This window comes from Halomonas sp. JS92-SW72 (genome assembly GCF_003547075.1).
GTDB classification, from domain to species: Bacteria; Pseudomonadota; Gammaproteobacteria; order Pseudomonadales; family Halomonadaceae; genus Halomonas; species Halomonas alkalicola.
Map to the genome: position 1 here is coordinate 794,805 of NZ_CP032147.1, position 14,504 is coordinate 809,308.

The window sequence follows — 14,504 nt, forward strand, 5'->3', positions numbered from 1 at the left end:
CCTGGGGCTGGCCGGGTCCGCCAGCATTCCGGGCCGAGTTCAGCCGGCGAGACCGCCGGCGTAGAAGCCGTAAACGAGCAGGCCCAGCAGGGTGGCGGCCAGGGCGACGCGGAGTTTGAGTGACACCAGCAGCCGGCGCGAGGCGGCCTCGTCGCGGAGCAGGAAGCCCGCACCGGCGGCAAGGCTCGCCAGCATGGCCAGGAATACCAGCGCGATCAGGACCTTGAGTAGCATGGAACACTCCTTGAACGATTCTTCCTCTCAGCATGCCCGTCGCGGGCCATGGCGGCAACGCCTGTGGTGGCTGCTGTGGGCGCCGCTGGTGCTGCTCGGTCTGGGACTCGGGCTTTGGCAGTGGGAGCGGGCGGGCGAGAAGCGTGACTACCTGACGGCCCTTGCGGCGGCGCCGCACTTGGAGGCACCGCACCAGCGGCCGCCGGACGGCAGCCACCTGACCCTTAGCGGTGAGTACCTCGCCGAACAGACGCTGTTCCTCGACAACCGGGTGCTCAATGGGCGTCACGGCGTGGCGCCGCTGACCCCGCTGCGCACCGCCGACGGCCGCCTGTGGCTGGTGCAGCGGGGCTTCCTGGCCAGCGGTGCCGGCCGCGAGACTCCGGAGGTGGAGACGCCGCAAGGCCCGGTGACCCTGGAGGGGCGCTGGCAGGTGGCGGGCGAGGGTGCGCCGCTGTTCGGCCCCAACCGCGAGGGGCAGCGCCTGCAGCGCATTCAGCTCGATGCCTGGGAGCTGCCCTTTGCCCATGACGGCTGGCTGCACCTCGAGCAGGGCCCGGGGCGGCTCGAACCCTGGTGGACGCCCAGCGTGATGCCGCCCAGTCGTCACCTGGGCTACGCGGTGCAGTGGTGGGGGCTGGCGCTGGCCGCCCTAGTGGTGATGGTGATCGGTGGGCGCCGCCTGGGACGTGACCGCCGGGCGGCCAATGAAGATCCCTGTCGTACAGACAACAAGCAGGAGAGCTTGTGATGAGTCAGACCTCCCGAGCCCATGCGTCCCGCCTCAAGGTGCTGGCGCTGCTGTCGCTCTTTGCGCTGCCGTTGCTGGTGGCCTGGGCCATGGTGACATGGCGGGTCGGCATTCCCGAGCAGCGTACCGCCCACGGTGATCTGGCGCCGGATCTCCCGGCACTGGCGGCCTGGCCCCTGCAGGGGGAGCAAGCCGCCGGGCTTGGCGGTGACTGGGTGCTGGCCTTCGACTGTGGCGACCAGTGTGCGGCGCTGGCCGACCAGTGGTGGCGCCTGCACCGGGCCCTGGGGCGCGAGGCGCCGCGGGTCAGCCGGCTGCGGGTCGGCGGTGAGGCCAGTGCGCTGCCCGGCGAGGCGGTGGCGCACTGGACCGAGCGCCCGGCATGGCATGCCCCCGACCACCTCTGGGTGCTGGACCCTCGAGGCGTCCCGGTGCTCGCCTATGGCCCCGAGGTGTCGCCCAGGGACGTGCTCGACGATGTGAATCGCCTGCTGCGCATGAACCCCGAAGTGCTGCGTCGGGATGAACCCAGGCTGGCGGGACGCTAGGAGGCACAGGGATGACGACAATGACCAATGAGGCATCTCGGCGCCGCCTGCGGCGGCTCATGGCCCTCAGCCTGGTGGGGGTGGTCTTCACCGTGGCGGTGATCCTGGTGGGGGTGTTCACGCGGCTGGTGGATGCCGGCCTGGGCTGCCCGGACTGGCCCGGCTGCTACGGGCGGTTGGTGGTGCCGGATGAGACCCGGGCCATGGCCCATACCCCCGAGGCGCCGCTCGAGACCTTCCAGGCCTGGGTCGAGATGGTGCATCGCTACGTGGCCTCGGCGCTGGGGCTGCTGGTGATCGCCCTGGTGGTGCTGGGCGCGCCGCTGCGTCGTCGGCCCGACTACCCCTGGGGGGTGAGCCTCGCGCTGCTGGCGGTGATCCTGGTGCAGGGGGCCTTCGGGGCCTTCACCGTGACCCTCAAGCTGTGGCCCCAGGTGGTCACCCTCCACCTGCTCGGCGGGCTGTCGGTGATGCTGCTGTTCCTGTGGCTGCACCTGCGGCTGCGTCGCTTCGCCGGCGGCCGACTGACGCCGGGCGGTGTCGCCCCGCCGCGCCGCCCGCTGACGCCGCTCTGGGGGCTCGCCATGCTGCTGCTGGTGGCGCAGATCGCCCTGGGGGGATGGGTCTCCAGTAACTATGCGGGCATCGCCTGCCAGGGCTTTCCGACCTGCAATGGCCAGTGGTGGCCGGCCATGGACTGGAGCGAGGGCTTTCATCTGACCCAGAGCGTGGGGCCCAACTACCTGCATGGCCAGCTGCACGCCGATGCGCGCACCGCCATCCAGGTGGGGCATCGGCTGGGGGCCCTGGTGCTGGGGCTGGCGCTGCTGCTGCTGGCCATGCGCCACTGGCATGAGGCGCGGCTGAGGCCCTGGCTGGGGGCCCTGGCGGGCCTCTATGTGGTGCAGCTCGGGCTTGGCATCGCCAATGTGTTGCTCTGGCTGCCGCTGTGGCTGGCGCTGCTGCACACCGCCGGGGCGGTGGCGCTGGTGATTGCCATGGCCATGGCGGTGTGGGCCTGGCGCGAAGCCGAAGGAGTGTCGGCATTACAACAATCGACCAAGAAGGAGTGGGTCCATGTCTGAGGCCATGATGACGCAAGTTCGCACGGCAGCGTCCGTGCCGCTGGAGTCGGCCCGCTGGGGCTGGCGAGACCTGCTGACCCTGTGCAAGCCGCGGGTGGTGGTGGTGATGCTGGTGTGTGCCCTGGTGGGCATGGCGCTGGCGCGCCCGGTGCTGCCGTCGCTGGCCGTGGTGGTCTTCGGGCTGGCCGGCATTGGGCTTGCCGCCGGGGGAGCCGCGGCCTTCAACCACGTGGTCGACCGGCGCCTGGATGCCATGATGCTGCGCACCTCGCGCCGCCCGCTGGCCGCTCGGCGCATGCCCAGCGCGGTCGCGCTGGCCTGGGCCACGTTGCTTTCGGTGGCCGGCATCGGCCTGCTGGCCTGGCAGGTCAATGCGCTCACCGCCTGGCTGACCCTGGGGTCGCTGATCGGCTATGCGCTGGTCTATACCGCCTTCCTCAAGCACGCCACGCCACAGAACATCGTGATCGGCGGGGTGGCCGGAGCGGCGCCCCCGCTGCTGGGGTGGACGGCGGTGACCGGGCAGGTCGGTCCCGAGCCGCTGCTGCTGGTGCTGATCATCTTCGCCTGGACGCCGCCCCATTTCTGGGCGCTGGCCCTGCACAAGCGCGAGGAGTACGCCCGGGCCGGGGTACCGATGCTCCCGGTGACCCATGGCGAGGCCTTCACCCGGCTGCAGGTGTGGCTGTATGGCTGGCTCACCGTGGCGGTGACCCTGATGCCCTTCGCCATCGGCATGAGCGGGGTCGTCTACCTGGTGGGCATGGCGGCGCTCAATGCGCGCTTCATGTACTGGAACTGGAAGGTGTGGCGAGGCCAGGACCCCAGGGCCCCCCTAGCCGCCTTCTGGTTCTCGATCCGCTATATCCTCGGTGTCTTCGGCGTGCTGCTGCTGGACCATTACGCCATGGCCTGGTCCCTGTGGGGATGAGTCGGTGGCACTGACGACGACGCCCGGCCAAGGCCGGGCGTCGTCGTGTCGGGGGAGGGCGTTCCTACCAGAGGGTGATCAGCAGGAAGTAGGCCATCAGGGTGACCAGCACGGTGCTGATCAGGTTGAGCGCGAAGCCGGCGCGGATCATCGACTGGATCTTCATGTGGCCGGTGGCGAACACGATGGCATTCGGCGGCGTGGCCACCGGCATCATGAAGGCACAGCTGGCGGCGATGGCGGCGGGCACCGTGACCAGCAGCGGGGAGATGTCCAACGATAGGGCCAGGGCGCCCAGCAGCGGCAGGAAGGCCGCGGCGGTGGCGGTGTTGGAGGTCACCTCGGTGAGGAAGATGATCACCAGCACCACCACGGCGATCATCGCCAGCAGCGGGAAGGTGCCGAAGATGGCCAGCTGGCCGGCGATCCACTCGGCGAGCCCGGTGCGGGTGATGGTGCCCGCCAGTGCCAGGCCACCGCCGAACAGCAGCAGGATCCCCCAGGGCAGCTTCTGGGCCTCCTCCCAGACCATCAGCCGCTCGCCGTCGCCGCGACCGCTGGGCACCAGGAACAGCACCACGCCGGCGGCGATGGCGATGCTGGTGTCAGAGAGCCACGACAGGCCCAGGTCATTGAGCAGGGGGCGCACCACCCAGGCCAGCGCCGCCAGCGAGAAGATGATCGCCACACGCCGCTCGGCGGCGCTCATGGGGCCGAGCTTGGCAAGTTCCTGGCCGACCACCCCGGCGCTGTCCTCGCCGGCCTCGAGGCGGAAGCCACCGCGGGTCAGCCACCACCAGGCCGCGCCCATCATGGTGATGCTGATGGGCAGGCCGATGATCATCCACTGGGCGAAGCCGATATCGATGCCGCGATCCTCCGCCAGGTAGCCGGCCAGTAGGGCGTTGGGCGGGGTGCCGATCAGGGTTGCCACGCCGCCAATGCTGGCGGAGTAGGCGATGGCCAGCAGCAGAGCGGTGGCGTAGCGCTTGACCTCGTCGGGGTCGCTGTTGTCACCGAGCAGGCTGATTACCGACATGCCGATCGGCAGCATCATGATGGCGGTGGCGGTATTGGAGACCCACATGCTCAGGAAGCCGGTGGCGATCATGAAGCCGGCGATCTGGCGACGGGGCTGGTGGCCCACCAGCTTGAGCACATGCAGCGCCAGGCGACGATGGAGGTTCCAGCGCTGCATCGAGATGCCGAGCAGGAAGCCGCCCAGGAAGAGGTAGATGATCGGGTTGGCGTAGCTGCCGGTGGCCTCGCCCAGGGTACCGAGGCCCAGGGCAGGCACCAGCAGCATGGGCAGCAGCGAGGTGACCGGGATGGGGACGGCCTCGGTGGACCACCAGGTGGCCATCAGCAGCGCCAGCCCCACGCAGGCCCAGGCGGCCTCGCTCATGCCGGCGGGTGGTGGCAGGATCAGGGTGGCGAGCAGCAGGGCGGGGCCCAGCCACAGGCCGAAGCGGCCGGGACCGGAAGGGCCCTGTGTCTTCTCGGGAACATCGGGACTCGACGGCATGCGTGTCTCCATCAGCGGATTGGCACCGGGGTGCGTGAGAGCGCGGCATTCTACTTAAGTTGTAGTCGTGCGTCAGGATAGTCTTATTCGCCTTTGGTCTAAGGTGCCGCGCCCGCGGTCGGCGGATGCCGGCAACCTTGACTCGGGTCAGGCCAGGGGCAACCCTGTTCCCGCCGTCCCCACCCGACACCCCGGACCTCCAGGAGCCTTGTCATGGAGCCAAGCAATACCCAGCCGGACCTCGAGACCCTGGTGCGCCTCTGCGAGGAGGCGGGGCGCGCCATCCTGGCGGTACGCGAGGCGGGCTTCCGGGTCGACGCCAAGGAGGACGCCTCGCCGGTGACGGCCGCGGACCTGGCCGCCCATGAGATCCTGGTGGCGGGCCTGGCGGCCGGCTCGACGCTGCCGATCCTCTCCGAGGAGGGGCGCGAGGTGCCCTGGGAGGCGCGCCGGGAGTGGCAGCGTTTCTGGCTGATCGACCCGCTGGACGGCACGCGCGAGTTTGTCGACGGCTTCGATGACTTCACCGTCAATGTGGCATTGGTCGAGGCGGGGCGGCCGGTGATGGGGGTGGTGCATGCACCGGCCTCGGGCGCCAGCTGGGCCGGCATCGTCGGCCAGGGGGCCTGGCGCTGGCAGGCCGAGGCACGCCGGGCGATCCAGGTGGCGCCCCGCTGGCCGCCAAGGGTGCTGGCCAGTCGGGCGCACCTCGACCCCGTCACCCGGGCATGGATCGCGGCGATCCCCGGCGCCCAGTTGGAGCGCTGCGGCAGCTCGGTGAAGTTCTGTCGCATCGCCGAGGGGCATGCCGACCTCTACCCGCGCTTCTCGCCCACCTGCGAGTGGGACACCGCCGCTGGCCAGGCGGTGCTGGAGGCCGCTGGTGGCGTGGTCCTCTCGGCGGACAGTCTGGCGTCACTGCGCTGCCAGCAGGGGGAGAGCCTGGTCAATGGCCACTTCATCGCCTGTGCGACGCCTGCCTGGCGGGAGCGCCTGGTGGTCCTGGGGCGCCAGGCGGTTGGGGAGAGCGGGCGGCACCGGTAGAATGGGGCCAGCCCCGATACGACCCACAACCTCGAGAGCCCTGATGTCGACAACCACTGCGCTTGTCCTCGCCGGCCTCGGCCTGGCGATCATCGCCGGCCTGGCCGCCTACGCCTATACGCTTCGCCAGGAGGTTCGCCGCCGGCAGGCCTTCCGTGAGGAGGAGGAGCGCCGCGCCCGAGACAACTGCCTGGAGAACCTCGAACTCGTGGCCTCGGCCCTGCTCCAGGAGCAGGTGGATGTCACCGAGGGGGCCTGGCGCTGCAAGGTGCTGCTGGAGATCCTGGATCCGCGGCTGCTGGAGCGCGAGGCCTTTCGCCCCTTCGGCGAGGTCCATGAGCGTACTCGCCACCTGCACACTCACGCGGCGCGCAAGGCGCTGACGCCCAAGGAGCGCTTCAAGGAGGATCGCGAGCGGCTGACCGTGGAGGAGGAGCTGAGCGAGGCGGTGCTCGCTGCGGCCGATGCGGTGCTGGAGTTCCGGCGCAACTGGCCGGGCAGCCTGCACTGACGCCTGAATGCCTCTCGCCTGTTTTCGAACACTGTGAGTATATTGTAACAATCTGCTAAGTTCATAAGAAGGCGATTGAAAGATGGGGCGAGCTGCTGCAAGCTTGGCCCGTGCCGAGCCTACCCGGATCGTGATGCGATCAGGGCAGGTGAGGTCCGGTCGCGGCGGAGCCGACTCCGCGGCGCCCAATCGTCGGGATCATCTGGGAAGGCGGTGAACCTGTTGCCTGACCTGGAACCAAGAAAGAAAAAGAGAAGGAGTTTCACATGAAGAAATCCACGACTGGCTTGCTGCTCGGTTCCGCTCTGGTGGTTGGCCTTGCCGGCTGTGCCACCCCCAACACCACCCCCTCATCCGATCGTCCCTGGTACCAGCAGCCGGTGACCTGCGGCATCGCCGGCAGTCTGATCGGCGGCAGCATCGGCTACGCCACCAGCGGCAGCTCCGATGAAGAAGAAGGTGCCGCCACCGGTGCCGTTGCCGGTGCCGCCATCGGCGCTCTGCTGTGTGCCGACCGCACCCCGGCTCCGGTGGCCGAGCCCGAGCCGATGCCTGAGCCCGAGCCTGAGCCCGAGCCCGTGCCGGACTTCGAGCCGGTGACCCTCTCCAGCGAGGTCAACTTCGCGTTCGATTCCGATGCGCTGACCCCCGCTGCCGAGACGACCCTGGACGAGGTCGCCCGTCGTCTGCGCGAGCACACTGATGTGCGCATCCGCATCGAGGGTCACACCGACTCCGTCGGCTCCGCCCAGTACAACCAGGGCCTCTCCGAGCGTCGTGCCAACTCCGTGCGCACCTACCTGGAAAGCCAGGGCATCGCCGGTGACCGCATGATCGCCGTGGGCTACGGTCTGGAGCGTCCGGTCGCGAGCAACGACACCGACGAGGGCCGTGCCCTGAACCGTCGCGTCGAGATCGATCGTCAGTAATCGACCGTCGTGAACCGGGCGAGTCATCGCCCGACCGGCAGGGGCGCCTTCGGGCGCCCCTGCTGCGTTGCGCCTGGCGGTCGCGGCCGGTGGCGCCCCGGTGACCGACTCTGGTAAGGTAGTCGCCGCTTTTCCATCCCTGTTTACCGCGACACGTGGTCTCTCGTATGGGCCACCACTGCGCACAAGGACCCCCTTCATGCCCATCGTTACCCTGCCCGACGGCAGTCAGAGAACCTTCGATACCCCGATCACCGTGATGCAGCTGGCCGAGGCGATCGGCCCCGGGCTTGCCAAGGCCTGCGTGGCCGGCAAGATCGACGGTGTGCCGGTGGATGCCGCCGACCTGATCGAGCGCGACGCCGAGGTGGCTATCCTCACCGCTCGCGATGCCGAGGGGCTGGAGGTGATCCGCCACTCCTGCGCCCACCTGATCGGCCATGCCGTCAAGCAGCTCTTCCCTGAGGCGAAGATGGCGATCGGTCCGGTGATCGACGACGGCTTCTACTACGATATCGACTTCGGCCGCCCGGCGACCCCCGAGGACCTCGAGGCGATCGAGAAGCGCATGAAGCAGCTGATCGACAAGGACTACGACGTGGTCCGCGAATACGTCGATCGTGACAAGGCCATGCTCACCTTCCTGCACCGCGACGAGCCCTACAAGCAGGAGATCGTCCGCGAGATCCCGGAAGGCGAGACCATCCGCCTCTATCACCATGAAGAGTACACCGACATGTGTCGGGGGCCCCATGTGCCCAACACCCGGCACTTGCAGGCCTTCAAGCTCACCAAGCTGGCCGGTGCCTACTGGCGCGGCGATGCCACTAAGCCGATGCTGACCCGGATCTACGGCACCGCATGGCCCGACAAGAAGCAGCTCAAGGCCTACCTCAAGCGCCTCGAGGAGGCCGAGAAGCGCGACCATCGCAAGCTGGCCCGGAAGATGGACCTCTTCCACCTCCAGGAGGAGGCCCCGGGCATGGTGTTCTGGCATCCCAACGGTTGGACCATGTACCAGGCGCTGGAGCAGTACATGCGCCGGGTGCAGATCGAGAATGGCTACCAGGAGATCAAGACGCCCCAGGTGGTGGATCTCTCGCTGTGGAAGAAGTCCGGCCACTGGGGGCACTACAGCGAGCTGATGTTCACCACAGAGTCCGAGAAGCGCGACTACGCGGTGAAGCCGATGAACTGCCCCTGCCACGTGCAGGTGTTCAACCAGGGCCTGAAGAGCTACCGGGACCTGCCGCTGCGCCTGGCCGAATTCGGCAGCTGCCACCGCAATGAGCCCTCCGGTTCGCTGCACGGTCTGATGCGGGTGCGCGCCTTCACCCAGGACGACGCTCACATCTTCTGCACCGAGAAGCAGATCCAGGCCGAGGCTGAGGACTTCATCGCCCTGACCCTGAAGGTCTACAAGGAGCTGGGCTTCGACGACGTGGAGCTCAAGCTCTCCACGCGTCCCGAGGACTTCCTTGGTGAGCCTGAGATGTGGGACCGTGCCGAGGCGGGCCTCGAGGCGGCGCTCAACGCCACCGGGCTTCAGTGGGAGTTGCAGCCGGGCGAGGGTGCCTTCTACGGTCCCAAGATCGAGTTCTCCCTGCGTGACTGCCTCAATCGGGTCTGGCAGTGCGGCACCCTGCAGCTTGATTTCAACCTTCCGGGTCGCCTCGGCGCCCAGTTCGTCGATGAGGACGGCGCCCGCAAGACCCCGGTGATGCTGCACCGTGCGATCCTGGGCTCCTTCGAGCGCTTCCTGGGTATCCTCATCGAGCACTACGCTGGGGCCATGCCGCTGTGGCTGGCGCCGCAGCAGGCGGTGATCCTCAATATCACCGATGCCCAGCGCGATTACGTGCTGGATCTCGAGAAGCGTTTGCAGAAAATCGGCCTGCGCGTCAAGGCGGACTTGAGGAACGAGAAGATCGGCTTTAAAATCCGCGAGCATACGTTGCAGAAAGTTCCCTATCTCCTTGTGGTGGGGGATAAGGAAGTCGAGGCCGACTCGGTGGCCGTGCGTACACGCACCGGCGAGGATCTAGGCACCATGCGGGTCGATGACCTCATCGAGCGTCTGAACGCCGAACTCGGCTGACGACATCGTCAATCGTCTTAAGGAGACTGAGCGATCAAGCGAAGCAACCCAAGAGGGCGCGTCCAGGATAAGCGCCCCCCGATGAACGAGCGTATTACCGAGGATCAGGTTCGCCTGATCGATGCCGACGGCGAGCAGCTGGGCGTCGTGCCCACCAGCGAAGCTCTGGAGCGCGCCGAAGCCTCGGGACTCGACCTCGTACAGATATCCAATGCCGATCCGATCGTCTGCAAGATCATGGACTACGGCAAGTTCGTCTTCGAGCAGAAGAAGCAGAAGTCCGCTCAGAAGAAGAAGACGAAGCAGATTCAGGTCAAGGAAGTCAAGTTCCGGCCTGGTACCGACGAGGGCGACTATCAGGTCAAGCTGAAGAACCTGATCCGTTTCCTCGAAGGTGGCGACAAGGGCAAGGTCACGCTGCGTTTCCGCGGTCGTGAAATGGCGCACCAGGACCTCGGCCGCAAGCTGATGGAACGGATCGCCGCCGATCTCGAGGAGATCGGGACCGTGGAGTCCTTCCCCAAGATGGAAGGGCGGCAGATGATCATGATCATTGCCCCCAAGAAGAAGCAGTAAGCAGTAGTAGAGAAGAAGTGATCCGGCGGCCCGTCAAACGGGCGGTGGGGTAGCCCACCGTCGGCCCCGGGTTTTCTGAAAAAAACCTCGTAATGGAGTGTTCTTCCATGCCGAAGATCAAGAGCAACAGTGGCGCCGCCAAGCGCTTCAAGAAGACGGCCAACGGCTTCAAGCACAAGCAGTCGTTCCGTAGCCACATCCTGACCAAGAAGTCCACCAAGCGTAAGCGTCAGCTGCGCGGCATGAAGCAGATCCACGACGCCGACAAGGCGCTGATCCAGCGGATGCTGCCTAACCTGTAACCCTTGGTAGACCCCTTTTTCGTCAGGAGTAAGCTATGACTCGTGTCAAGCGTGGCGTTGTCGCCCGTCGTCGTCACAAGAAGATTCTCAAGCAGGCCAAGGGTTACTACGGTGCCCGCAGCCGCGTGTTCCGCGTTGCCAAGCAGGCCGTCATCAAGGCCGGCCAGTACGCTTATCGCGACCGCCGCCAGCGCAAGCGTCAGTTCCGCGCCCTGTGGATCCAGCGTATCAACGCCGGCGCCCGTCAGCACGGCCTGTCCTACAGCCGCTTCGTTGGTGGCCTGAAGAAGGCCGGTATCGAGATCGACCGCAAGGTCCTGGCTGACCTGGCCGTGAACGAGAAGGCAGCTTTCGCTGCCATCGTCGAGAAGGCCAAGGCTGCCCAGTAAGTGACCGCGTCATCCGCGTGTGTCCTGCCGCGGCAGGACGCACGCTGACGTTCAGGGGGAAGAGCAGCCGCTCTTCCCCTTTTTCTTGAAGACTGATACTCGAATTCGGAGCGCAACGGATGGACCACCTTCCCACTCTGGTCACCGAGGCCCGCCAGGCGATCCAGGCCGCCGAGACCATTCCGGCCCTGGAGGAGCTGCGCGTGCGCTACCTCGGCAAGAAGGGCGAGATCACCGCGCTGCTCAAGGGGCTCGGCCAGTTGCCGGGCGCCGAGCGCCCGGCTGCCGGTGAACGCATCAACCAGGCCAAGCAGGCGCTGGCCGAGGAGCTGGAGGGGCGCCGTGCGGCCCTGGAGAAGGCGGCCCTGGAAGCACGCCTCTCCGCCGAGCGCATCGACGTGACCCTACCCGGGCGCGGCCAGTCCAGCGGCGGTTTGCATCCGGTGACGCGCACCCTGGAGCGCATCGAGGGGCTCTTCACTCGCATCGGCTACGACGTGGCGGTGGGTCCCGAGATCGAGGATGACTACCACAACTTCGAGGCGCTCAATATCCCGGCCCACCATCCGGCGCGGGGCATGGCCGACACCTTCTACTTCGACGCCACCCGACTGCTGCGTACCCATACCTCGCCGGTCCAGGTGCGCACCATGAAGGAGGGCAAGCTGCCGATCCGTATCGTCTGCCCGGGGCGGGTTTACCGCAGCGACTCCGACCTGACCCACACCCCCATGTTCCACCAGGTGGAAGGGTTGTTGGTGGACGAGGATGTCAGCTTCGCCGACCTCAAGGGCACCATCGAGGACTTCCTGCACGCCTTCTTCGAGCGTGACGACCTCTCGGTGCGTTTCCGTCCCTCCTATTTCCCCTTCACCGAGCCTTCCGCCGAGGTCGATATCCAGTGCGTGATGTGCTCCGGTGACGGCTGCCGGGTTTGCTCCCACAGCGGCTGGCTCGAGGTGATGGGCTGCGGCATGGTGCACCCCGAGGTGTTCCGCCACTCCGGCATCGACGCCGAGCGCTACACCGGCTTCGCCTTCGGCATGGGGGCCGAGCGCCTGGCCATGCTGCGCTACGGCGTGAACGACCTGCGTATGTTCTTCGACAACGACCTGCGCTTCCTGCGCCAGTTTGCCTGACCTCCCTCGCACCAGCAGAACACAGGATTTGTCATGAAATTTTCCGAACAGTGGCTGCGCGAATGGGTGTCGCCGCAGCTTGCGACCCAGGCCCTGGCCGACCAGATCACCATGGCCGGGCTCGAGGTGGACGCGGTGGAGTCCGTCGCGGCGATCTTCGAGGGCGTGGTGGTGGCCGAGGTCCTGGAGAAGATCCAGCACCCCGATGCCGACAAGCTGAGCGTCTGCCGGGTCGACGATGGCACCGGCGAGCCGGTCCAGGTGGTGTGTGGGGCGCCCAACGTGGCGGTGGGGCAGCGGGTGCCCTTCGCTCGGGTCGGCGCCGTGCTGCCCGGCGACTTCAAGATCAAGAAAGCCAAGCTGCGCGGCCAGGAGTCCCGCGGCATGATCTGCTCCGCCTCCGAGCTCGGCCTGGAAGAGGAGACCTCCCCAGGCATTCTGGAGCTGCCGGCGAGTGCCCCGGTGGGCGAGGACTTCCGCGCCTGGCTGGGCCTGGATGACCACACCATCGAGGTGGACCTGACCCCCAATCGCGGCGACTGCCTGAGCGTCAAAGGCATGGCGCGCGAGGTGGGGGTGCTCAATCGCCTGCCGGTGGCTGGGCCCGCCATCGCGCCGGTCGCCGCGACCCATGACGAGACCGTCGCGGTGCGCGTCGAGGACCGCGAGCACTGCCCGCGCTATATCGGCCGGCTGATCAAGGGGGTCGACGTGACCGCTGAGACGCCGCTGTGGATGGTGGAGCGGCTGCGTCGCAGCGGCATCCGCTCCATCGATCCGGTGGTGGATGTCACCAACTACGTGATGCTGGAGCTCGGCCAGCCCCTGCACGCCTTCGATCGTGCCAACCTTCACGGTGCCGTGATCGTGCGTCTGGCCCGGGAGGGCGAGCGCCTGGTGCTGCTCGATGGCCAGGAGGTCACCCTGACCGATACCACTCTGGTGATCGCCGACGAGCGTGGCCCCCTGGCCATCGCCGGCGTCATGGGCGGCGAGCACTCCGGCGTGAATACCGAGACCCGCGACATCTTCCTGGAGTCGGCCTTCTTCGCACCCCTGGCGGTGGCCGGCCAGGCGCGCAACTACGGCCTGCATACCGATGCCTCCCACCGCTTCGAGCGCGGGGTGGACCCGCTCCTGGCCCGCGAGGCCGCCGAACGCGCCACGGCGCTGCTGCTCGAGATCACCGGCGGCGAGCCGGGGCCGCTGGTGGAGGTGGCAAGCGGTGAGCACCTGCCCGGCGAGCGCCAAGTGCGCCTGCGCGCCGCGCGGCTCGAGCAGGCGCTGAGCAAGGCGCTGCCCGCCGATGAAGTCACCGAGATCCTGGAGCGTCTTGGGATGGCGGTGCAGGCCGATGAGCTCGGCTGGAGCGCCGTGGCGCCGAGCTGGCGCTTCGATATCGCCATCGAGGAGGACCTGATCGAGGAGGTGGCCCGCATCCACGGCTACAACCGCCTGCCGGTGCGCCGCCCGGCGGCACGCCTGGCACTGCGTCCCGACCACGAGGCGCGCACGCCGCTCGCCCGCCTGCGTCGCCAGATGGTGGCCCGCGGCTACCAGGAGGCAGTGACCTACAGCTTCGTCGCCCCTGAGCTGCAGAAGGCGCTGCTGCCCGAGGCCGTCTCGCCGGTGCTGGCCAACCCCATCTCGGCCGACCTGTCGGTGATGCGGGCGAGCCTCTTCCCGGGCCTGGTGCGTGCGCTTCAGCACAACCTCAATCGCCAGCAGACCCGGGTGCGCTTGTTCGAGACCGGCCTGATCTTCCGCGGTGAGCTCGACGACCTGCAGCAGCTGCCGATGTTGGGCGCGCTGGTGTGTGGCTCCCGGGATCCCGAGGGCTGGGCCGCCGGCCGCGAGAGTGTCGATTTCTTCGACCTCAAGGGCGACCTGGAGAGCCTGCTGGCCATGGGCGGCGAGCCCGAGGCCTGGCGCTTCGAGCCTGCGACGCATTCGGCCCTGCATCCGGGCCAGTGTGCCCGGATTCTCCACCGTGGCGAGGAGGCCGGCTGGATCGGCACCCTGCACCCCGCGGTGCGTGCCCAGCTGGGGCTGAAGGTGGACGCCGTGCTGTTCGAGGTGCGCCTCGATGCCCTGACCCATGGCCGGGTGCCGGCCTTCACGCCGCTGTCACGGTTCCCGGAAGTGCGCCGTGACCTGGCCTTCCTGGTGGACGAGGATCTGCCCGTCCAGGCGCTGCTCGATACCATCCATGGCCAGGCCGACGAATGGCTCACCGAGAGTCGCCTGTTCGACGTCTATCGGGGCAAGGGGGTCGCGGAAGGGCGCAAGAGCGTGGCGCTGGGCTTGACCTGGCAGCATCCTTCGCGCACGCTGAATGACGAGGAAATCAATCAGTTGGTCGATGCCATCGTCACTGAGTCACGTCAGCACCTGGGCGCGGAGCTTCGCGGTTAAGCGTTGCGGAGGCGCGGTGAAGGAGCC

The 14,504-nt window shown here is 67.7% G+C and carries 15 protein-coding genes; 13 read left to right on the plus strand and 2 right to left on the minus strand.

Annotated elements, in window-relative coordinates:
• Positions 1-39: 39 nt before the first annotated feature.
• Positions 40-234 carry a DUF2909 family protein gene (locus D1793_RS03785; RefSeq protein ID WP_119020953.1) on the minus strand — a complete coding sequence of 65 codons (195 nt, stop codon included), beginning with the start codon at positions 232-234 and terminating at the stop codon, positions 40-42.
• Positions 235-244: 10 nt separating this feature from the next.
• On the opposite strand from D1793_RS03785, the gene D1793_RS03790 reads away from it, so the two are divergent.
• Genes D1793_RS03790 through cyoE form a run of 4 tightly spaced genes read left to right on the plus strand, consistent with a single transcriptional unit; the run spans position 245 to position 3,549 of the window.
• The gene (locus D1793_RS03790; RefSeq protein ID WP_240407765.1) at positions 245-985 is read left to right on the plus strand and encodes an SURF1 family protein; all 741 of its coding nucleotides are present in this window, start codon (positions 245-247) and stop codon (positions 983-985) included.
• Positions 985-1,533, plus strand: coding sequence for a hypothetical protein (locus D1793_RS03795; protein ID WP_119020955.1), 549 nt, complete (start codon positions 985-987; stop codon positions 1,531-1,533). The genes D1793_RS03790 and D1793_RS03795 overlap by 1 nt, the downstream gene beginning before the upstream one ends.
• 20 nt (positions 1,534-1,553) lie before the next feature.
• Positions 1,554-2,618 (plus strand): COX15/CtaA family protein, encoded by a 1,065-nt coding sequence (locus tag D1793_RS03800; protein WP_119020956.1) that lies wholly within the window; start codon positions 1,554-1,556, stop codon positions 2,616-2,618.
• A complete protein-coding gene (gene cyoE, locus D1793_RS03805) occupies positions 2,611-3,549 on the plus strand; it encodes a heme o synthase (protein ID WP_119020957.1) in 939 nt (312 codons plus the stop codon). The genes D1793_RS03800 and cyoE overlap by 8 nt, the downstream gene beginning before the upstream one ends.
• A 64-nt stretch (positions 3,550-3,613) precedes the next feature.
• Here the strand turns inward: cyoE and D1793_RS03810 are convergent, their stop codons facing one another.
• Positions 3,614-5,074 carry a DASS family sodium-coupled anion symporter gene (locus tag D1793_RS03810; protein WP_162899900.1) on the minus strand — a complete coding sequence of 487 codons (1,461 nt, stop codon included), beginning with the start codon at positions 5,072-5,074 and terminating at the stop codon, positions 3,614-3,616.
• Positions 5,075-5,287: 213 nt separating this feature from the next.
• Between D1793_RS03810 and cysQ the strand changes: the two genes are divergently transcribed.
• From cysQ to pheT, 9 genes are all read left to right on the plus strand, one after another.
• Positions 5,288-6,118 (plus strand): 3'(2'),5'-bisphosphate nucleotidase CysQ, encoded by an 831-nt coding sequence (gene cysQ / locus D1793_RS03815; protein WP_119020959.1) that lies wholly within the window; start codon positions 5,288-5,290, stop codon positions 6,116-6,118.
• Between the two features lie 43 nt (positions 6,119-6,161).
• Entirely contained in the window at positions 6,162-6,629 is a 468-nt protein-coding gene (locus tag D1793_RS03820) for a DUF2489 domain-containing protein (protein WP_119020960.1), read from the plus strand.
• A gap of 266 nt (positions 6,630-6,895) precedes the next feature.
• A complete protein-coding gene (locus tag D1793_RS20010) occupies positions 6,896-7,558 on the plus strand; it encodes an OmpA family protein (protein ID WP_119020961.1) in 663 nt (220 codons plus the stop codon).
• A 199-nt stretch (positions 7,559-7,757) separates the two neighbouring features.
• The gene (thrS, locus tag D1793_RS03830; protein WP_119020962.1) at positions 7,758-9,656 is read left to right on the plus strand and encodes a threonine--tRNA ligase; all 1,899 of its coding nucleotides are present in this window, start codon (positions 7,758-7,760) and stop codon (positions 9,654-9,656) included.
• 33 nt (positions 9,657-9,689) lie between these two features.
• Entirely contained in the window at positions 9,690-10,232 is a 543-nt protein-coding gene (gene infC / locus D1793_RS03835; protein ID WP_258306193.1) for a translation initiation factor IF-3, read from the plus strand.
• Between the two features lie 107 nt (positions 10,233-10,339).
• Entirely contained in the window at positions 10,340-10,534 is a 195-nt protein-coding gene (gene rpmI / locus D1793_RS03840) for a 50S ribosomal protein L35 (protein ID WP_089725334.1), read from the plus strand.
• Positions 10,535-10,569: 35 nt separating this feature from the next.
• Positions 10,570-10,923, plus strand: a complete 354-nt coding sequence (rplT, locus tag D1793_RS03845) for a 50S ribosomal protein L20 (protein ID WP_013332273.1) — start codon at positions 10,570-10,572, stop codon at positions 10,921-10,923.
• Positions 10,924-11,042: 119 nt separating this feature from the next.
• Entirely contained in the window at positions 11,043-12,062 is a 1,020-nt protein-coding gene (gene pheS, locus D1793_RS03850) for a phenylalanine--tRNA ligase subunit alpha (RefSeq protein ID WP_119020963.1), read from the plus strand.
• Between the two features lie 33 nt (positions 12,063-12,095).
• Complete coding sequence (gene pheT / locus D1793_RS03855) at positions 12,096-14,477, plus strand: phenylalanine--tRNA ligase subunit beta (protein WP_119020964.1); 2,382 nt, start codon at positions 12,096-12,098, stop codon at positions 14,475-14,477.
• Positions 14,478-14,504: the final 27 nt, after the last annotated feature.